Below are 17,271 nucleotides of genomic sequence, written 5' to 3' on the forward strand. Positions count from 1 at the left end.
GCCACCGCCGCCGCCTCAATAAGCGCGTGCGACCGCGAAGGCGACCGCTTCGGTCAACGCCGACTTTGCCTGGCTGGCGCTGAACCCCCCGATCGCATCCACCGCACGCTGGCCGTAATGGCGCGCGCGCGCGAGCGTATCGGCGATCGCGTCATGCTTGTGAAGGAGGCTCGTCGCGTAAGCGAGATCCTCGTCCGACGTCTTGTGGCCGGTGATCGCGAGCTTCCAAAACTCCCGCTCCTCGGCGCTGCCGCGCGCGTAAGCGAGGATGACGGGCAGCGTGACCTTGCCGTCGCGGAAGTCGTCGCCGACGCCCTTACCCATCGTTTCGGCGTCCGAAACATAGTCGATCGCATCGTCGACGAGCTGGAACGCGATCCCGAGGTTGCGGCCATAGGCGTCGAGCGCGGCTTCGGTCGCCTCGTCGCGCTCGGCGACGACCGCGGCGATCTTGCATGCCGCGGCAAACAGTTCGGCGGTCTTGGCGTTGATGATCGCGAGATACTGGTCCTCGCTCGTTTCGATCCGGCGCTGCGCTGAGAGCTGGTTGACCTCGCCCTCGGCGATCACTGCCGACGCACGCGACAGGATCTTTAGCACCTTCAGCGAGCCATCCTCGACCATCACCTCGAACGCGCGGCTGAACAGGAAGTCGCCGACAAGCACCGACGCGCTGTTGCCCCAGATGAGGTTCGCGGTCTCGCGGCCGCGGCGGAGGTCCGATTTGTCGACGACATCGTCGTGGAGCAAGGTTGCGGTGTGGATGAATTCGACCGCGGCGGCGAGCTTGCAATGGCGGCGCCCCGGATAGTCGAGCAACTTGCCGCACGCGAGCGTCAGCATCGGGCGCATCCGCTTGCCGCCGCCTGCGATCAGGTGGCCCGCGAGCTCGGGGATCAGCGGCACTTCGGACTGCATCCGGTCGAGAATGACCGAATTCACCTCGTTCATGTCGGCGGCGACAAGCGCCATCATCGGGTCGAGCGAAGGCGGGCGGTCGCCGTGGAGCTGATGGATTTCCGCAGTCATAACGCGGCGAGCCTTGGCGCCGTGCCCACGATTTTGCAACGACTTTCGGCTTGCTTTGAAGCCCCGCCCGGTGCCAAGCGTGCCGGAGAAGAGAGGAATCGCGCACCCATGGACGACCAACTGAGCCGCTATCGCCAGAGCATCGACAATATCGACGCTGCGCTCGTCTATATGCTCGCCGAACGCTTCAAGGTGACCAAGGCGGTCGGCGAGCTCAAGGCGCGCGAGGGCCTGCCCCCCGCCGACCCCGGCCGCGAGGAGCGCCAGATCGAACGGCTGCGTGAGCTGGCCCGAGACGCCGACCTCGACCCCGATTTCACCGAGAAATTCCTTCGCTTCATCATCGACGAAGTGATCCGCCATCACCAGCAAGCCAAGCGCGAGCAAAGCGCGTGAGCCTCGATCATCCGATCTTCGCACGCTGGCCGGCGCAATACCCCGACCGGATCCAGCTTTTCTCCGCGCCGACGCCGAACGGCGTGAAGGCGGGCATCATGCTCGAGGAAACCGGCCTCGCTTACGAACCGCACCGGATCGACATCATGGCGAACGAAAGCCACGACCCGGCCTTCCTCGCGCTCAACCCCAATGGCAAGATCCCGGCGCTCTACGATCCGCAAGGCCCGGGCGGAAAGCCGCTCGCGCTGTTCGAATCGGGCGCGATCCTGATCTACCTCGCCGACAAGAGCGGGCAGTTCCTGTCCGCCGATCCGGCAGAGCGCTACGAGACGATCCAGTGGGTGATGTGGCAGATGGGCGGCGTCGGCCCGATGTTCGGCCAGCTCGGCTTTTTCCACAAATTCGCCGGCCGCGAATATGAGGACAAGCGCCCGCGCGACCGCTACGCGGCCGAATCCGCGCGCCTGCTCGGCGTACTCGACGCGCGGCTGGCGGACCGGACGTGGGTCATGGGCGACGACTATAGCATCGCCGACATTTCGCTGCTCGGCTGGGTCCGCAACCTCATCGGCTTTTACGACGCAGCCGAAATTGTCGGCTTCGACCGGTTCTCGCATGTCCAGCGCTGGCTCGATGCGGGTCTGGCTCGCCCTGCTGTCCAACGCGGGCTGGAGGTAACGGCAGCGTAAAACGATCGGCAGCTAAAGACCGGAAGCTTGCCGCACTCTTTCCCTTCGTCATTCCCGCGAAAGCGGGAACCCAGGGATGGGCCAGCTGACGGACGCTCTGGGTCCCCGCTTTCGCGGGGATGACGAAGTAAGGAAAGGGGGGCAGCGTCCCTTCCCCCATCCCAAAGCGGACCTTTCAGCTATCCCGCCGGCAGCCTCAACCGCACGAGCAATCCGCCAAGATCCTCGCTCTCCTCGAGTGCGATGCTGCCGCCATAGATTTCGGCGACGTCGCGCACGATCGCGAGCCCCAGGCCCGTGCCCGGCTTGCCGCTGTCGAGGCGGACGCCGCGGTCGATGACGCGGTCGCGGTCGTCGGGAGAAATGCCCGCACCATCGTCCTCGATCAGGATTTCCGCCATATTCCCGTCGCGCTGGATCGTGACGAAAACGCTGCCCCCGCCATATTTGGCGGCATTTTCGAGCAGGTTTCCGACGAGTTCATCGAGATCCTGCCGCTCGACCCGCACGACGACGGTCTTGTCGCCGGCCGCGTCGAGCCGCGCATCGGGATAGAGCGCGGCGACCGCACGCGATACGCTGTTCACGCTGTCCCAGACGGTCGCGCGCGCCTGCGCCGCGCCGCGCCGCCCGACCGCGCGCGCGCGGGCGAGGTGGTGGTCGACCTGCCGCTGCATCGTCGCCGCCTCGCGCCGCACGGTTTCGGCGAGCTCCGTATCCGAGCTCGTCGCGCTGTTCACGAGGACGGTGAGCGGCGTCTTCAGCGCATGCGCGAGGTTGCCCGCGTGCAGCCGCGCCTCCTCGGCCTGTTTCTCGTTATGCGCGAGCAGCGCGTTGAGTTCGTCGACCATCGGTTGCACCTCTAGCGGCAAGGGCGCATCGACGCGGCGGTTCTGCCCGCCGCGCATCGCCGCGATCGCGCGGCGGATATGCCGCAGCGGCCACAGGCCGTAGAAGGTCTGAAGCGCGGCGAGGATGATGAGGCCGAGACCGAGCAGCGCGAGGCTGGGAATCAGCGTGGCACGCACCGCACGATTCTGGGTGTCAAGCGCTTCGCGCGACTGGGCAATCTGGAACCGCCAGTTGGTCTTGCTGCCCGGCAGGATGACGTTGCGTTCGAGCACGCGCAATTCCTCGTCGGGAAACTGGTTACTGTCGTACGTGTGGATATGGTTGTCGACATGCGGTGTCGGCGCCTTGAGCGACCGTTCCCACAGCGAGCGCGAGCGATAGGGTTCCTGATTGCCCCCGCTGATCTGCCAGTAAAGGCCGCTATAGGGTTCGAGGAAGCGCTGGTCGCCGAGCGGTTCGACCAGCCGCACCTCGCCGTCTGGGCCGATTTCCGATGAACGGATCATCGCGATCAGCACATATTCGAGGCTCGAATCGAAGTTGCGCGTGATCGCCCCCGTCAGCACGCGGTCGAGCGCGAAGCCGCCGCCGATCAGCAGCACCGAAATCCACAGCGCTGCGATCGCGATCATGCGCCGCGCGAGCGAGCCGGTGATGCGGCTGGTCAGCGCCGCCGGTTTTTCCGCCGCGTCCGGGTCCTCTACGACCGCCGGGGCGACGTCGGCCTCCCTCACGGCTTACTGCGGATCGTCGAGCTGATAACCGAGGCCGCGGATCGTCGTGATGATGTCGGCGCCCAGTTTCTTTCGGATACGCGTCACGAACACCTCGATCGTGTTCGAATCGCGGTCGAAATCCTGATCGTAAATATGCTCGATCAGTTCGGTGCGCGACACGACCTTGCCCTTGTGATGGAGCAGGTACGACAGCAGCTTATATTCCTGCGCGGTCAGCTTCACCGGCTCGCCCGCGAGCGTGACGCGGCCCGAGCGCGTGTCGAGGCGCACCGGACCCGCCGTCAGCTCGCTCGATGCATTGCCCGCGGCGCGGCGGATCAGCGCGCGCAAGCGGGCGATCAACTCTTCGGTCTGGAATGGCTTGGCCAGATAATCGTCGGCGCCGGCATCGAGCCCGGCAACCTTGTCGGACCAGCTGTCGCGCGCGGTCAGGACGAGCACCGGAAAGTTGCGCTTTTCACGGCGCCAGCGGTCGAGCACGGTGAGCCCATCGATTTCGGGCAGGCCGAGATCGAGGATCGCGGCGTCGTAATTTTCGGTCGACCCGAGGAAATGCCCGTCCTCACCATCGGTCGCGAGATCGACGGCATAGCCTGCCCCCTCCAGCGTCGCCTTCAGCTGCGGGCCCAGCGTGGGCTCGTCTTCGACAATCAAGATCCGCATTCAGGCGCCTTTCCTTTGCGCACCGGGCAGCCCGGCCGCATGTTTCGACTGTGTATCAAGTCCGAACGATCATCGCAAAATCTCGTTGCGACGAAAAATCGGTTCACGGGAATGTCAGGGTTTGCGTCCCACGATCCGGCCGGTGCGGGCGTCGACATAGACGACGACCACCTGGCTACCGTCCATGAATTTCAGGGCGTAGATCATCCGCCCCGCATCGAACTGCGGGCCGCCGAGATAGGTCATGTCATTATAGGGCGGGCGCGAACGGACGTCGGCGATCAGCTTGTTGAGCGGGATAACCTGTCCCTGCGCCGCGGCCTCGCGCAGATTGTCCTGGTCGCGGTTGCCGCGCGCCGCCGCGGGCGCGCCTGCCGACAACAGCAGCGCGGAGATGAGGGAGAGGGTCAGTGTACGGATCATGGCCGCTTCTCTAACGCGAAAGCATTGAATAGGCGATGAATGGCCGGGTCAGCTCCGGTTTCGGTTCCTGCCATGGCCGGGAAGCCATGGTGGGCGCGACAGGGATTGAACCTGTGACCCCACCCGTGTGAAGGGTGTGCTCTACCGCTGAGCTACGCGCCCGATCGGGGCGGGCCAATGGCCCGTCGTCCGAAAGCTGGACGTCCATAGCCGCTGCGACGGTGATTGCAACGGGCATTTGCTCAATCTTCACGCACAAACCACATGGATCCCATCGGGCAGATACAAATCGGGCCGCAGCTTGCGCCACGGCCCGAGATGGTTTCACCAGAAGGTGCCTGTCAACTTAGTTGACGGCGTCCTTGAGGGCCTTACCGGCCTTGAACTTCGGCTGGTTCGACGCCGCGATGGTCATCGTTTCGCCGGTGCGCGGGTTGCGGCCGGTCGATGCCTTGCGCTTGCTGACTGCGAAGGTGCCGAAGCCGACGAGACGGACTTCGCCGCCCTTCTTCAGCGAACCGGTGATTGCGTCGAACACGGCTTCAACCGCTTTGCTCGCGTCACCCTTGGTCAGGCCGCTCGAGTCAGCGACGGCGGCGATCAGGTCTTGTTTGTTCATGCCTAAGGAACCCCTGCATTATGGTTGGTTAAGTGATTCTCATGGCCCGAAGCCATGGCGCGTCACTAACGATGTTTCGACCCGGCTTGTCAAAGCAAAAAAGGGCGCAAAACGCCCCAAAACGTCGATTTTGCGACGAATTTGGGGCGAATTGCCGTCCGGCGGCGATGACTCAGTGCCGAATCGCCGTTTCGGGGTCGGTGCCCGAGGGAACCGGTGGCGACGCGGCAAGCTCGTCGGCCTCGGTCCATTCGATCGGCACGACAGGCGAAACCAGCGCTTCGGCCAGCACCTGATCGACGTGGCTGACCGGGATGATCTTCAACCCGGTCGTGATATTCGCCGGAATTTCAACGAGGTCCTTCTCGTTTTCTTCGGGGATCAGCACCGTCTTGATGCCGCCGCGCAGCGCCGCGAGCAACTTTTCCTTGAGGCCGCCGATCGCAAGCACGCGCCCGCGCAGCGTGACTTCGCCAGTCATCGCGACATCGCGGCGCACCGCGATCCCGGTCAGCGTCGAAATCATCGCGGTGACCATGCCGACGCCCGCCGACGGTCCGTCCTTCGGCACGGCGCCTTCGGGCAGGTGGATGTGGATGTCCTTGCGCGCGAACAGGCTGGGCTTGATACCATAGGCCGGGGCACGCGCCTTCACGAATGACAGCGCCGCCTGGACCGATTCGGTCATCACTTCACCGAGCTTGCCCGTGGTGCGGACCTGACCCTTGCCCGATGCGGTCACGGCTTCGATCGTCAGCAATTCGCCGCCGACCTCGGTCCATGCCAGCCCCGTGACGGCGCCCACCTGGTCCTCCAGATCGCCCATGCCGTGGCGGAATTTGCGCACGCCCGCGAATTCGGCAAGATTCTCCGGCGTCACGGTGACGCTTTCGGCCTTGCCTTCGAGGATCCGGCGTAGCGCCTTGCGCGCGAGGCGCGCAATCTCGCGCTCGAGCGTGCGGACGCCAGCTTCGCGGGTGTAATAGCGGATGAGGTCGCGCAGCCCTTCTTCGGTCAGCTCGAACTCGCCGGCCTTCAGCCCGTGCGCCTCGACCTGCTTTGCGATCAGGTGCAGCTTCGCGATCTCGACCTTCTCATCCTCGGTATAGCCTTCGAGCCGGATGATCTCCATGCGGTCGAGCAAGGGCTGCGGCAGGTTGAGCGAGTTCGCGGTGGTGACAAACATCACGTCGCTGAGGTCGACGTCGACCTCCAGATAATGGTCCTGAAACTTGCCATTCTGTTCGGGGTCGAGCACCTCGAGCAGCGCGGATGCCGGATCGCCGCGGAAATCCTGGCCGAGCTTGTCGATTTCGTCGAGCAGGAACAGCGGGTTCATCGTGCCGGCTTTTTTGAGGTTGGTCACGATCTTGCCCGGCAGCGAGCCAATGTAGGTACGGCGGTGGCCGCGGATTTCGGCCTCGTCGCGCACGCCGCCCAGCGACTGGCGAATGAACTCGCGCCCGGTCGCCTTGGCGATCGACTTGCCGAGGCTGGTCTTGCCGACGCCCGGAGGTCCGACGAGGCAGAGGATCGGCCCCTTCAGCTTGTTGGTGCGCGCCTGGACCGCCAGATATTCGACGATCCGGTCCTTGACCTTTTCGAGCGCATAATGGTCGTCGTCGAGGACTTCCTGCGCCTTCGCGATATCCTTCTTGAGCTTCGATTTCTTGCCCCACGGCAGGCCGATCAGCGTGTCGAGATAGTTGCGGACAACGGTCGCCTCGGCCGACATCGGCGCCATCGCACGCAGCTTTTTCATTTCAGCCTGCGCCTTGGCCTTGGCTTCCTTCGACATTTTGAGGCTGTCGATCTTGAGCTGCAGTTCGGCAAGGTCATCGCCGCCCTCGCCATTGTCGTTGCCGAGCTCGCGCTGGATCGCCTTCAACTGCTCGTTGAGATAATATTCGCGCTGGCTCTTTTCCATCTGGCGCTTCACGCGGCCGCGGATCTTCTTTTCGACCTGCAGCACGCCGAGCTCGCCCTCCATGAAGGCGAAGACCATTTCGAGCCGCTTCGACGGCGCATCCTCGACGAGCAACGCCTGCTTGTCCGAGACCTTGATGTTGAGATTGCCCGCAACCGAATCGGCGAGACGCGAGGCGTCCTCGATCTGCGACAGTTGCACCGCGGTTTCGGCGGGCATCTTCTTGTTGAGCTTGGCGTAATTTTCGAACTGGTCGACCACCGAGCGCATCAGCGCGGCGGTATCGACGCTGTCGTCGATCGTGTCGCCGACCGGCTTCACGCTCGCCATCACAGCCTTGTCTTCGGTGGTGAGCGCGAGCAGCTTCGCGCGCTCCTTGCCCTCGACGAGCACGCGGACGGTGCCGTCGGGCAGCTTCAGCAGCTGGAGCACGGTGGCGATCACGCCGACGTCGTACAGATCGTCGCGCTGCGGGTCGTCCTCGCCCGGATCGAGCTGCGCGACGAGGAAGATTTCCTTGTCGCTCTCCATCGCGGTTTCGAGCGCGGCGACCGAACGGTCGCGGCCGACGAACAACGGCACGATCATGTGCGGGAAAACGACGATGTCACGAAGCGGAAGAAGAGGATAAGATTGCGTCATTACGGCTCCTGGACGGGCCCCGCGACCGGGCGCACCGCCCTTCTTATAGGTGGTTCTTCGCTAATATGGCGTAATTTGGCACGCATTCAATGTCGCTGTGCTGAACAGCGGGGCCCAGAGGGATTTGGGGCCGGCTCAAAACGGCAGCTTGAAGCCCGGTGGGAGCGGCAGGCCGCTCGTCATCTTGCCCATTTCTTCGTTGCTCGCCGCATCGGCCTTTTCGCGCGCGTCGTTGAACGCGGCGGCGAGCAGATCTTCGAGCATTTGCTTGTCGGCGGGCACGATCAGGCTGTCGTCGATCGAAATTTGCTTGATGCGGCCCTTGGCGCTCGCACGAATCCGTACCAGACCGCCGCCCGACACGCCTTCGACCTCGACGCTGTCGAGCTTCGCCTGCGCCTCCTGCATCTGCGCCTGCACCGTGGCGGCCGCTTCCTGCGCCGCCTTCATCATTTCTTCGATCGATTTCATGGGTTCGACTTATGGCGATTGTCGTCGGAAGGTTCAAGTTTCGCGTCGGGAAAAGCCGCCAAAGCGGCCTTCACCACCGGCAATTCGCGGATTCGCGCGTCATTGTCGGCCAGCGTTGCGGCGCGGATCTGGCCAAGGCTCGGCCGTCCCTCGCCCTCGCCCGCGCGTACATGCCAGCGGCTGCCGGTCTGCGCGAGCAGTGCGTCGCCCAGATCGCGCGCGAAGGATGCGCCAAGCGCGGCGACGGGCGCAAAAACCAGATTGCCCGGTTCGAGCTCAATGATTCGCAGGTGATCGTAAACATCGACCGCAAGCCGATGATTTCCGGTGCTTTCAAGAAGCTGATGAATCTGCGCGACAGTCAGCGCGGACGCCGGGGTATCGGCGCTTTCAGTCGCCGGCACTTCGACCGCAGCGACAGGCTCAGCCGTCATGCTCTCTTGCGCCGCGGGCGCCGCCGGCGCAGCGAGTGGCATCGTCGGCACGCCGCCCCTTTCGAGCAATTTCGCGAGCTCACCCGGGTCCGGCATCGATGCGGCGTAAATCACGCGCAGCAGCAGCATTTCAAGATGTTCGAGCGGGTTGTTCGCACGGAGCACCTCGTCATGCCCCTTGAGCAGCAATTGCCACAGCCGGTTGAGCGGCGCAAAACCGAGCTTTTGCGCCCAGTCGCCGATGCGTTCGCGGTCGGCTTCGGCCAGCGCCGGATCGTCGTGGCGCGACACTTTGGCGAGCGTGATCGCATGCGTGAGGTCCATGAGCCCGCGCACCATCGCGACCGGCTCGATACCTAGCGCATATTGCGCGCGGGCGAGGTCGATCGCGCCGCCGGCATCGCCTTCGAGGATCGTCGCCATCAACTGCCCGATCGCCGAGCGGTCGGACAGGCCGAGCATGACGCGCACCTGATCGGCGCTAATCTTCCCGCCACCATCGAGATCCGCGTGCGCGATCGCCTGGTCGAGGATCGACAGCCCGTCGCGCACCGAGCCCTCGGCAGCGTTGGCGATCAGCCAGATCGCGGGCGCCTCGGCCTCGACCCCCTCTTTCTGCAGGATCGAACTGAAATGCGCGAACAGCATGTCGGGGGTGATGCGGCGGAGATCGAAGCGCTGGCAACGCGACAGCACCGTCACCGGCACCTTGTTGACCTCGGTGGTAGCGAACAGGAATTTGACGTGCGGCGGCGGCTCTTCGAGCGTTTTAAGAAGCGCGTTGAAGGCGTTACGCGACAACATGTGGACTTCGTCGATGATGTAGATCTTGTAGCGCGCCGACACGGCGGCGTAGCGCACCGCCTCGATAATCTCGCGCACATCGTCAACGCCGGTGTTCGACGCGGCGTCCATTTCGATGACGTCGATATGGCGCCCTTCGGTGATCGCGCGGCACGGTTCACACACGCCGCACGGGTCAATCGTCGGCCCGCCCTGCCCGTCGGGACCGATGCAATTGAGCGCTTTCGCGATCAGGCGCGCGGTCGACGTCTTGCCGACCCCGCGTACGCCGGTCATCAGGAAGGCATGCGCCAGCCGGTCGCGCGCGATCGCATTGCCGAGCGTGCGCACCATCGCGTCCTGCCCGATCAGTTCGGCAAAGGTTTGCGGGCGATATTTGCGGGCAAGAACGCGGTACGGGCCGCTCGACGGCTGCGGCGCCGTCTCGGGCAGGTCCATTCCCAGCATCGGGGTTTCGTCGTCGGCGGAATCGCTCATGGCCCCGTCTTAGGGGCGCGCCGCGGTCTTGTCGAAGGGGGAAATGGGTGGGAGCCGGAACGACCCGCAGCGAATTCGTTGCGGCTGCTTCCTTCCGGACCTGACCGGGTTGGCGAAGACTGCGTCCGCCCGACTCCCGCGGCGCATATGGCGGGGAGCGCGAGGAAATGCAAGGCACAGCTGTTCGTCATGCCGGGCTTGACCCGGCACCCGCCTTTTTCGCGTCAAAGGAAGACAGGCCCCGGATCAAGTCCGGGGTGACGGAAAAATCAGCGCGGCCCCTGCATGTTGCGGCTTTCGGCGGGGATGTGCACGGTGAGCCCGTCGAGCTCGTCGGTCAGCACGATCTGGCACGACAGGCGGCTGGTGCGGCGGACCCCGGCGGCGAGGTCGAGCATATCCTCTTCCATCTCGCTTGCGGGCGGCAGGCGGTCGAAATCCTCTTTGGCGACGATGACGTGGCAGGTCGAGCATGCCATCTGGCCCTCGCACGTACCTTCGAGCGGCATCAAATGCGCCTGCGCAACGTCGAGCAGGATCGAGCCGGGTTCGGCCTCGGCCTCGGTGCGCGCCTTGCCGTCAGCGTGGATGAAGGTCACGCGCATCAGTTCACGCCCTGCAGCCGCGCGGCGTCCTTGATGGCCTGAAGCCCGTCGCGCAATTGCTGCTCGCTTGTATAGCGGCCCCAGCCGAGGCGGATCGAGGCGCGTGCATCGGCCTCGCTGATGCCCATTGCGCGCAGCACATGGCTGACCTTCCCCGACCCGCTGCCGCACGCACTGCCGAGCGAAAAGGCGATTTCGCGGGCGTCGGACATCAGACGAAGGCCGTTCACGCCCTCGCGCCGGACGTTGAGATTGCCGTGGTAGCGGCGGTTCGAATCGCCATTGATCGTCCATTCGGGGAGCAGATCGAGCGCAAGCGACCAGAGGCGTTCGACATGCTCGGCATCGGCTTCGAACCGCTCGGTCGCGAGCGCCGCCGCGGCGCCGAATCCGGCGCAGAGTGCGGGCGAGACGGTGCCCGAGCGCATGCCCTGTTCCTGCGCGCCGCCGAACATCAGCGGCGGCAGGTCGACGCCGTCCCTGACCCATAGCGCGCCGATGCCCTTCGGCCCGTGGATCTTGTGCGCCGAGATCGCGATCAGATCGGCGTCGCCGGGAATCGCGACGCGGCCATAGCCTTGCACCGCATCGCAGAGCAGCAGGCTGTTCTTCGCATGCGCCGCCGCGGCGAAATCGGCGACCGGCTGGATCGTCCCGACCTCGTTGTTCACGAGCATCACCGCAACAATGCCGTTTTCGGGGATCGACGCATCGTCGGGCGGCAAGGCCAGTCCTTCGCCATCGACAGGCAGGATGGTCGCATTCAGCCGCTCGAGGCATTGCAACGAGGCGGCATGCTCGATGCTGAGTCCGGCGACCCCGCCCGGCTTCGCCTCGGCCCCGCGGAGCAGCGCCCAGTTGAGCGCCTCGGTGGCGCCCGAGGTGAAGAAGGTTCGGCCACCCTTGGGCAGCAGCGCGGCGACCTGATCGCGCGCGACCTCGACCGCGGCGGCGGCAGCGCGCCCGCCCTTGTGCGTACTCGACGGATTAGCGAATCCGTCGCCCTCACCCGGCCCTTCGAGCCAGCGCAGCATCGCCTCGCGCGCCTCGGGAGCGAGCGGCGTCGTGGCTTGGTAATCGAGGTAAATCATCCGGCGGACAGATCCTTATTGCGAGCGATTCGCAAAAGTTGCAACATGCTACGCAATTTCTATATAGGCGCCATCTTCGCTCCGCCACCCTGCCAGCCCGGCGATTCGGCGGCCAGCCATAAAAGATAAGAGGTGCTCCCATGCCCGACGTGATTTTCCCCGGCCCCGAAGGCCGCATCGAAGGCCGTTTCTCGCCCCCGCCGCGCCCGCGCGCGCCGGTTGCGCTGATCCTCCACCCGCATCCGCAGGGCGGCGGCACGATGAACGACCGCATCACGCAGGCGATGTACAAAAGCTTCGTCGCGCGTGGCTTCGCAGTGCTGCGCTTCAACTTTCGCGGCGTTGGCCGCAGCCAGGGCACGTTCGACAATGGTATCGGCGAGCTGAGCGATGCCGCCTCGGCGCTCGACTGGGTCCAGTCGATCCATCCCGAGGCGCAGACGACGTGGATCGCGGGCTTCAGCTTCGGCGCGTGGATCGGCATGCAGCTGCTCATGCGCCGCCCCGAAATCCGCGGCTTCCTGTCGGTCGCGCCGCCGGCGAACATGTACGACTTCAGCTTCCTCGCGCCCTGCCCCTCGTCGGGCATCATCGTCGCGGGCGGCCAGGACGAGATCGTGCCGCCGAGCGCGGTGCAGAAGCTGGTCGACAAGCTGCGCACGCAAAAGGGCATCACGATCCATCACGACGAGATCCCGCGCGCGAACCATTTCTTCGAGCATGAGCTCGACCAGTTGATGAAGTCGCTCGATAACTATCTGGATATGCGGCTCGCGCCCGATTCGCCGATCCGCTGACGACAAAACTCCTCCCTGTGCCGCAGGCATGGGGAGGTGGCAGCGGCTTGGCCGCTGACGGAGGGGCTATGACGCCTGCCCCTCCACCACTCGCTTCGCGAGCGGTCCCCCTCCCCACCGCTTCGCGGCAGGGAGGATCAAGGTTATTTCACCGGCACCAGCCAGATCGCGACATTTGCGAACATCACCAGCGCCGCGATCAGCATCAGCAGCGCGCGGCGGCGGTCGCCCTTGCGAAAAACATAGACGGCACCGCCGGTCAAAAGGACGCCGGTCAGCATCAAGATGGACATGATCGTGTCGGACATAGGGCGGCTTTATCGGCACAGTCACAAATTTGCCACCTCGCTTATGGCCAATCCGCGCCGCTTCGCCTAAAGGGCGCTCATCGATTCCCTATCGCCCCGCGGGAGCCGCATCATGCGCATTGCAATAGCCTCTGACCACGCCGCCTGGGAGCTGAAAGCCGCTCTCGCCGACTGGCTTCGCGAAGCCGGCCACGAAGTCGAGGATCTCGGCACGAACGGCCCCGACAGCGTCGATTATCCCGATTTCGGCTACGCCCTTGGCCAAGCCATCGCCGACGGCCGCGCGACACGCGGCGTTGCCCTTTGCGGGTCGGGCATCGGCATTTCGATCTCGGTCAACCGCAACCCCGCCGCGCGCTGCGCGCTGGTCAGCGAACCGCTGTCGGCGAAGCTGTCGCGCGAGCATAATGACGCGAACGTCATCGCGATGGGCGCGCGCCTGACCGGCATCGACATGGCCAAGGCGTGCCTCGACGCCTTCCTGACCACCGAATTCGCCGGCGACCGCCACGCGCGCCGCGTCGACAAGCTTTCCAATCCGCCCCAACTGGAGACCAGCCGATGACCACAGACACGCTCGCCAAGCCCATCAAGTCGGCCGGTTATTTCACTGACGGCGTCGGCACCGTCGACCCCGCGGTCGCGGCGGCGATGAAGCATGAGCTCGAACGCGAGCAATATCAGATCGAGCTGATCGCGTCGGAGAATATCGTCTCGAAGGCCGTCCTCGAAGCACAGGGGTCGGTCTTCACCAACAAATATGCGGAAGGTTATCCCGGCCGCCGTTACTATCAGGGCTGCGCGCCGTCGGACGAGGTCGAAACCCTCGCGATCGACCGCGCGAAGCAGCTGTTCGACTGCGGCTATGCCAACGTCCAACCGCATTCGGGCGCGCAGGCGAACGGCGCGGTCATGCTCGCGCTGACCAAGCCCGGTGCAACGATCCTCGGCATGAGCCTCGACGCCGGCGGGCACCTGACCCACGGCGCACCCCCGGCGATGTCGGGCAAATGGTTCAACGCGGTGCAATATGGCGTGCGCGCCGACGACCATCTCGTCGATTTCGACCAGGTCGAGGCGCTCGCAAAGGAGCATCGCCCCGCGCTGATCATCGCGGGCGGCTCGGCCTATCCGCGCACGCTCGATTTCGCGCGTTTCCGCAAGATTGCCGACGATGTCGGCGCGTTGCTGATGGTCGACATGGCGCATTTCGCGGGCCTCGTCGCAGGCGGCGCGCATCCGTCGCCGATGGAACATGCGCATGTCGTCACGACGACGACGCACAAGACGCTGCGCGGCCCGCGCGGCGGCATGATCCTGACCAATGACGAAGCGATCGCCAAGCGCATCAATTCGGCGGTCTTCCCGGGGCTGCAGGGCGGCCCGCTGATGCACGTCATCGCCGCGAAAGCCGTGGCGTTCGGCGAAGCGCTGCGCCCCGAGTTCAAGGATTATGCGAAGGCGACGATCGCCAATGCGCAGGCGCTCGCGAACCGGCTCAAGGACCGCGGCGCCGACGTCGTCGCGGGCGGCACCGACACCCACCTCGCGCTGATTGACCTGCGCCCGCTCGGCGTCACCGGCCGCGACGCCGACGAGGCGCTCGAACGCAGCGCGATTACCTGCAACAAGAACGGCATCCCCTTCGATCCGCTGCCGCCGGTCAAGACCAGCGGCATCCGCGTCGGTTCGCCCGCGGGCACGACGCGCGGCTTCGGCATCGCCGAGTTCGAGGAAATCGGCGATATGGTCGCCGACGTGCTCGAAGCGCTGCGCGACAAGGGCGAGCATGGCGACGCCGATGTCGAAGCGAATGTCCGGGGCCGCGTCCGCGCGCTATGCGAACGCTTCCCCATCTATCAGGGATAGAGCGATGGCACGGCAGCACCCCGAGGAACCGACGCTGGTCGAACTCTCGATCGAAGAGGTCAAGGCGATGGGCAAGCAAGGGCTGGCCCATCCCTCGACACGCCCGGTGCTGATCGGCGGCGCGGTCGGCGGCGCGATCGGACTGATGCTCGACGCGATCACCTGGCCGGTCGGCCTGTTCGCGGGCGCCCTCATCGCGCTGGTGATGCGGGTGAAACGCTAACCCATGCGTTGTCCCTATTGCGGCCATGAAGACAGCCAGGTGAAGGACAGCCGTCCGACCGAGGACGGCGCCGCGATTCGCCGCCGCCGTCAGTGCGAGGATTGCGGCGCGCGCTTCACGACCTTCGAACGCATCCAGCTCCGCGAAGTCGGGGTCACCAAGGCCGACGGCCGCCGCGAACCCTTTGATCGCGAGAAACTGATGCGCAGCATCCAGATCGCATGCCGCAAGCGCCCGATCGACGGTGCGCGCATCGAACGGCTGGTGTCGGGCATCCAGCGCCAGCTCGAAACCTCGGGCGAGAGCGAGGTGCAGGCGCAGCAGATCGGCGGCATGGTGATGGAGGCGCTGAAAGGCTTCGACAGCGTCGCCTATATCCGCTTCGCCAGCGTCTACCGCGAATTTACCGAAGCGAAGGACTTCGAGGAATTCGCGTCCTCGGTCACCGAGGCGGCGCGGCCGATCAAATGACCGCGGCCGCCCCGCCCCCCGTCATCGTCCTCGTCCGTCCGCAGCTTGGTGAGAATATCGGCAAGGCGGCGCGCGCGATGCTCAATTTCGGGCTGACCGAACTGCGCCTCGTTACCCCGCGCGACGGCTGGCCCAATCCCGACGCCGGCCCGGCATCGGCGGGCGCCGACATCGTGCTCGCCGAGGCGAAAGTTTTCGACAGCCTCGCCGATGCGGTCGCCGACTGCACGACGATCTATGCCACCACGGTGCGCAAGCGCGGCGTAATGAAGCCCGTGCTGACCCCCGAAGCGGCGGCACGCGAGGTTCATTCGAACGCGGGCCGCTCGGCCTATGTCTTCGGTGCCGAACGCTCCGGCCTCGAAACCGACGATGTCGCGCTCGCGCACGCTATCGTGACGGTGCCGATCAACCCCGAATTCGCATCGCTCAACCTCGCGCAGGCGGTGATCCTGCTCGCCTATGAATGGTCGAAGGGTATTGCGCTCGCGAGCCCGCCCGAAGTGCCGCTCGACCCGCCGGCGCCGCATGCCGAGCTCGAACAATTGATCGAACATCTGACGCGCGATCTCGACGCGAGCGGCTATTTTGTTCCGCCCGAGCGGACCGAGGCGACACTGCGCACCTTGCGCACCGCGCTGACCAAGACGGGCTGGTCGCACAATGATATCAGGATGATGCATGGTATCGTGACAGCACTTGGCAGGACGCCCCGATCGCGATAACGGGGCGAATCGTCTTGGAGATTATCGATGCTAACTCTCGTTCTTTCCCTTGCGCTCTCCGCGGCAGCCCCCGAGGCGGCTGAAGCGCCGGCGCCGACCACCGCCGCCGCCAAACCGGCCAAGCCCAAGAAAATCTGCCGGTCCGAAGCTGATACCGGCACCCGCATGAAAACCCGCACCTGCAAGACGCAGGAACAATGGGACAATCAGCAGCAGAATGTCGGGAACGACCTCCGGGTCGGCACGGGCGCCATCGGCCGCTGATCGACCGCCCCTTTCCATTACCGGAAATGATGCACGCCGCGATCACGGCATTCGGCTGCGTAAGCGGAACGCCGTTGGCGGCATCGTTTCAGGGAACATGACCTTATGTTGTCCGTGATACTCTCACTCGCCCTCGCGGCGGCTTCGGCAAATGCGGCCGAAAATGATACGCGCGCCAATACCGCGCAAGCGGCCAAGCCCGCGAAGCCCAAGAAGGTCTGTCAAAAGGTGGAAGTGACCGGCAGCACGGTGCCCAAGCGCGTGTGCCGTACGGTCGCCGAACCCGTCACGCCGGCGCCCGAAGCGTCGCACGCCGACGCCGCAGCATCCGCGGGCGGCAGCACCAACTAAAGCCGGCGGTCAGCTGTCGGCGCGCAGCCGATCCCACTGGACCGCCTCATAGGCGATCGATTGTTCGACCAGCTCGTTCCACACGGCACGCAGCCGCGCGGGCTCCAGCCCGGCGGCTTCGGCTGCGCGCGCGACATTGCCGAGCACCTCGCTCTTGCGCGCTTCGTCGCGAACAGCGGCGCGGTCGGTCTTGATGCGCGCGGCGGCGTCCATATAGCCGAAACGGCGAACGAGCAGCGCGACGAGTTCGCGGTCGACCTGATCGACTCCGGCGCGGACATCGATCATCGTTTCGCAGTCTTCGGGAAGTTTGGCGGACGTCATGCGCGCAGCCTTTAGCGGCTTTTTTCGCGCTGTCGAGGCATGGTGCCAAGTTGCGCCGCAACGCTTGACTTTGCGCC

Annotated in this window: 22 protein-coding genes, 1 tRNA gene and 1 other RNA gene; 10 read left to right on the forward strand and 14 right to left on the reverse strand. The window is 65.2% G+C overall.

The genetic code is table 11. From position 1 onward, the window contains the following. Positions 1 to 15 precede the first annotated feature (15 nt). Positions 16 to 1,029 (reverse strand): polyprenyl synthetase family protein, encoded by a 1,014-nt coding sequence (locus V8J55_RS15070; RefSeq protein ID WP_336446419.1) that lies wholly within the window; start codon positions 1,027 to 1,029, stop codon positions 16 to 18. 108 nt (positions 1,030 to 1,137) lie between these two features. Here V8J55_RS15070 and V8J55_RS15075 point away from each other — a divergent pair, with 108 nt between their 5' ends. Continuing rightward, a complete protein-coding gene (locus V8J55_RS15075; RefSeq protein ID WP_056374106.1) occupies positions 1,138 to 1,425 on the forward strand; it encodes a chorismate mutase in 288 nt (95 codons plus the stop codon). Continuing rightward, positions 1,422 to 2,117, forward strand: a complete 696-nt coding sequence (locus tag V8J55_RS15080) for a glutathione S-transferase N-terminal domain-containing protein (protein WP_336446420.1) — start codon at positions 1,422 to 1,424, stop codon at positions 2,115 to 2,117. The genes V8J55_RS15075 and V8J55_RS15080 overlap by 4 nt, the downstream gene beginning before the upstream one ends. A 179-nt stretch (positions 2,118 to 2,296) precedes the next feature. On the opposite strand, the gene V8J55_RS15085 is transcribed toward V8J55_RS15080, so the two are convergent. From V8J55_RS15085 to V8J55_RS15135, 11 genes are all read right to left on the reverse strand, one after another. Next, a complete protein-coding gene (locus V8J55_RS15085; RefSeq protein WP_336446888.1) occupies positions 2,297 to 3,601 on the reverse strand; it encodes a sensor histidine kinase in 1,305 nt (434 codons plus the stop codon). A gap of 105 nt (positions 3,602 to 3,706) precedes the next feature. Then, entirely contained in the window at positions 3,707 to 4,369 is a 663-nt protein-coding gene (locus V8J55_RS15090) for a response regulator transcription factor (RefSeq protein ID WP_037510428.1), read from the reverse strand. 114 nt (positions 4,370 to 4,483) lie between these two features. Next, the gene (locus tag V8J55_RS15095) at positions 4,484 to 4,792 is read right to left on the reverse strand and encodes a hypothetical protein (RefSeq protein WP_037510427.1); all 309 of its coding nucleotides are present in this window, start codon (positions 4,790 to 4,792) and stop codon (positions 4,484 to 4,486) included. A gap of 87 nt (positions 4,793 to 4,879) precedes the next feature. Then, positions 4,880 to 4,954, reverse strand: a tRNA-Val gene (locus V8J55_RS15100). 184 nt (positions 4,955 to 5,138) lie between these two features. Beyond that, positions 5,139 to 5,411, reverse strand: coding sequence for an HU family DNA-binding protein (locus V8J55_RS15105; RefSeq protein ID WP_037510426.1), 273 nt, complete (start codon positions 5,409 to 5,411; stop codon positions 5,139 to 5,141). Positions 5,412 to 5,583: 172 nt separating this feature from the next. Next, positions 5,584 to 7,980, reverse strand: coding sequence for an endopeptidase La (lon, locus tag V8J55_RS15110; RefSeq protein ID WP_336446421.1), 2,397 nt, complete (start codon positions 7,978 to 7,980; stop codon positions 5,584 to 5,586). A gap of 135 nt (positions 7,981 to 8,115) precedes the next feature. Then, positions 8,116 to 8,451, reverse strand: coding sequence for a YbaB/EbfC family nucleoid-associated protein (locus V8J55_RS15115; protein WP_058538123.1), 336 nt, complete (start codon positions 8,449 to 8,451; stop codon positions 8,116 to 8,118). Further along, positions 8,448 to 10,166, reverse strand: a complete 1,719-nt coding sequence (locus V8J55_RS15120) for a DNA polymerase III subunit gamma/tau (protein WP_336446423.1) — start codon at positions 10,164 to 10,166, stop codon at positions 8,448 to 8,450. The genes V8J55_RS15115 and V8J55_RS15120 overlap by 4 nt, the downstream gene beginning before the upstream one ends. Before the next feature lie 43 nt (positions 10,167 to 10,209). Next, positions 10,210 to 10,307, reverse strand: an RNA gene (gene ffs, locus V8J55_RS15125) — signal recognition particle sRNA small type. A gap of 128 nt (positions 10,308 to 10,435) precedes the next feature. Further along, positions 10,436 to 10,774 (reverse strand): 2Fe-2S iron-sulfur cluster-binding protein, encoded by a 339-nt coding sequence (locus tag V8J55_RS15130; RefSeq protein ID WP_336446889.1) that lies wholly within the window; start codon positions 10,772 to 10,774, stop codon positions 10,436 to 10,438. Further along, entirely contained in the window at positions 10,771 to 11,862 is a 1,092-nt protein-coding gene (locus tag V8J55_RS15135; RefSeq protein WP_336446424.1) for a cysteine desulfurase family protein, read from the reverse strand. Before V8J55_RS15135 ends, V8J55_RS15130 begins: the two co-directional genes overlap by 4 nt. A 140-nt stretch (positions 11,863 to 12,002) precedes the next feature. On the opposite strand from V8J55_RS15135, the gene V8J55_RS15140 reads away from it, so the two are divergent. Then, a complete protein-coding gene (locus V8J55_RS15140) occupies positions 12,003 to 12,659 on the forward strand; it encodes an alpha/beta hydrolase (protein WP_037510410.1) in 657 nt (218 codons plus the stop codon). Positions 12,660 to 12,802: 143 nt separating this feature from the next. On the opposite strand, the gene V8J55_RS15145 is transcribed toward V8J55_RS15140, so the two are convergent. Next, entirely contained in the window at positions 12,803 to 12,967 is a 165-nt protein-coding gene (locus V8J55_RS15145; protein ID WP_336446425.1) for a hypothetical protein, read from the reverse strand. A 112-nt stretch (positions 12,968 to 13,079) separates the two neighbouring features. Here V8J55_RS15145 and rpiB point away from each other — a divergent pair, with 112 nt between their 5' ends. The 7 genes from rpiB (at position 13,080) to V8J55_RS15180 (ending at position 16,870) form a co-directional block, all read left to right on the forward strand. Continuing rightward, positions 13,080 to 13,532, forward strand: coding sequence for a ribose 5-phosphate isomerase B (rpiB, locus tag V8J55_RS15150; RefSeq protein ID WP_336446426.1), 453 nt, complete (start codon positions 13,080 to 13,082; stop codon positions 13,530 to 13,532). Beyond that, positions 13,529 to 14,836: a serine hydroxymethyltransferase gene (glyA, locus tag V8J55_RS15155; RefSeq protein WP_336446427.1), complete on the forward strand. Its 1,308-nt coding sequence runs from the start codon at positions 13,529 to 13,531 to the stop codon at positions 14,834 to 14,836. Before rpiB ends, glyA begins: the two co-directional genes overlap by 4 nt. A gap of 4 nt (positions 14,837 to 14,840) precedes the next feature. Beyond that, positions 14,841 to 15,059, forward strand: coding sequence for a hypothetical protein (locus V8J55_RS15160; protein ID WP_336446428.1), 219 nt, complete (start codon positions 14,841 to 14,843; stop codon positions 15,057 to 15,059). 3 nt (positions 15,060 to 15,062) lie between these two features. Next, on the forward strand, positions 15,063 to 15,530 hold the full coding sequence (gene nrdR / locus V8J55_RS15165) for a transcriptional regulator NrdR (protein WP_037510398.1): 468 nt from the start codon (positions 15,063 to 15,065) through the stop codon (positions 15,528 to 15,530). Then, positions 15,527 to 16,255, forward strand: coding sequence for an RNA methyltransferase (locus V8J55_RS15170; protein ID WP_336446429.1), 729 nt, complete (start codon positions 15,527 to 15,529; stop codon positions 16,253 to 16,255). Before nrdR ends, V8J55_RS15170 begins: the two co-directional genes overlap by 4 nt. 27 nt (positions 16,256 to 16,282) lie before the next feature. After that, complete coding sequence (locus tag V8J55_RS15175) at positions 16,283 to 16,519, forward strand: hypothetical protein (RefSeq protein ID WP_336446430.1); 237 nt, start codon at positions 16,283 to 16,285, stop codon at positions 16,517 to 16,519. A gap of 105 nt (positions 16,520 to 16,624) precedes the next feature. After that, positions 16,625 to 16,870, forward strand: coding sequence for a hypothetical protein (locus tag V8J55_RS15180; protein ID WP_336446431.1), 246 nt, complete (start codon positions 16,625 to 16,627; stop codon positions 16,868 to 16,870). 9 nt (positions 16,871 to 16,879) lie between these two features. Here V8J55_RS15180 and V8J55_RS15185 read toward each other — a convergent pair whose 3' ends face one another. Beyond that, a complete protein-coding gene (locus tag V8J55_RS15185; protein ID WP_336446432.1) occupies positions 16,880 to 17,194 on the reverse strand; it encodes a chorismate mutase in 315 nt (104 codons plus the stop codon). Between the last annotated feature and the right edge of the window lie 77 nt (positions 17,195 to 17,271).

It is taken from the genome of Sphingopyxis sp. CCNWLW2, from assembly GCF_037095755.1.
Classification (GTDB): Bacteria; Pseudomonadota; Alphaproteobacteria; order Sphingomonadales; family Sphingomonadaceae; genus Sphingopyxis.

Coding starts and splice junctions, on each gene's coding strand:
- V8J55_RS15185 (WP_336446432.1), bottom strand. CDS start 17,194: ATGACGTCCGCCAAACTTCCCGAAGACTGCGAAACGATGATCGATGTC.
- V8J55_RS15105 (WP_037510426.1), bottom strand. CDS start 5,411: ATGAACAAACAAGACCTGATCGCCGCCGTCGCTGACTCGAGCGGCCTG.
- rpiB (WP_336446426.1), top strand. CDS start 13,080: ATGCGCATTGCAATAGCCTCTGACCACGCCGCCTGGGAGCTGAAAGCC.
- V8J55_RS15095 (WP_037510427.1), bottom strand. CDS start 4,792: ATGATCCGTACACTGACCCTCTCCCTCATCTCCGCGCTGCTGTTGTCG.
- V8J55_RS15145 (WP_336446425.1), bottom strand. CDS start 12,967: ATGTCCGACACGATCATGTCCATCTTGATGCTGACCGGCGTCCTTTTG.
- V8J55_RS15070 (WP_336446419.1), bottom strand. CDS start 1,029: ATGACTGCGGAAATCCATCAGCTCCACGGCGACCGCCCGCCTTCGCTC.
- lon (WP_336446421.1), bottom strand. CDS start 7,980: ATGACGCAATCTTATCCTCTTCTTCCGCTTCGTGACATCGTCGTTTTC.
- V8J55_RS15175 (WP_336446430.1), top strand. CDS start 16,283: ATGCTAACTCTCGTTCTTTCCCTTGCGCTCTCCGCGGCAGCCCCCGAG.
- V8J55_RS15135 (WP_336446424.1), bottom strand. CDS start 11,862: ATGATTTACCTCGATTACCAAGCCACGACGCCGCTCGCTCCCGAGGCG.
- V8J55_RS15160 (WP_336446428.1), top strand. CDS start 14,841: ATGGCACGGCAGCACCCCGAGGAACCGACGCTGGTCGAACTCTCGATC.
- V8J55_RS15140 (WP_037510410.1), top strand. CDS start 12,003: ATGCCCGACGTGATTTTCCCCGGCCCCGAAGGCCGCATCGAAGGCCGT.
- V8J55_RS15120 (WP_336446423.1), bottom strand. CDS start 10,166: ATGAGCGATTCCGCCGACGACGAAACCCCGATGCTGGGAATGGACCTG.
- V8J55_RS15170 (WP_336446429.1), top strand. CDS start 15,527: ATGACCGCGGCCGCCCCGCCCCCCGTCATCGTCCTCGTCCGTCCGCAG.
- V8J55_RS15085 (WP_336446888.1), bottom strand. CDS start 3,601: ATGATCGCGATCGCAGCGCTGTGGATTTCGGTGCTGCTGATCGGCGGC.
- glyA (WP_336446427.1), top strand. CDS start 13,529: ATGACCACAGACACGCTCGCCAAGCCCATCAAGTCGGCCGGTTATTTC.
- V8J55_RS15180 (WP_336446431.1), top strand. CDS start 16,625: ATGTTGTCCGTGATACTCTCACTCGCCCTCGCGGCGGCTTCGGCAAAT.
- V8J55_RS15075 (WP_056374106.1), top strand. CDS start 1,138: ATGGACGACCAACTGAGCCGCTATCGCCAGAGCATCGACAATATCGAC.
- V8J55_RS15115 (WP_058538123.1), bottom strand. CDS start 8,451: ATGAAATCGATCGAAGAAATGATGAAGGCGGCGCAGGAAGCGGCCGCC.
- V8J55_RS15090 (WP_037510428.1), bottom strand. CDS start 4,369: ATGCGGATCTTGATTGTCGAAGACGAGCCCACGCTGGGCCCGCAGCTG.
- nrdR (WP_037510398.1), top strand. CDS start 15,063: ATGCGTTGTCCCTATTGCGGCCATGAAGACAGCCAGGTGAAGGACAGC.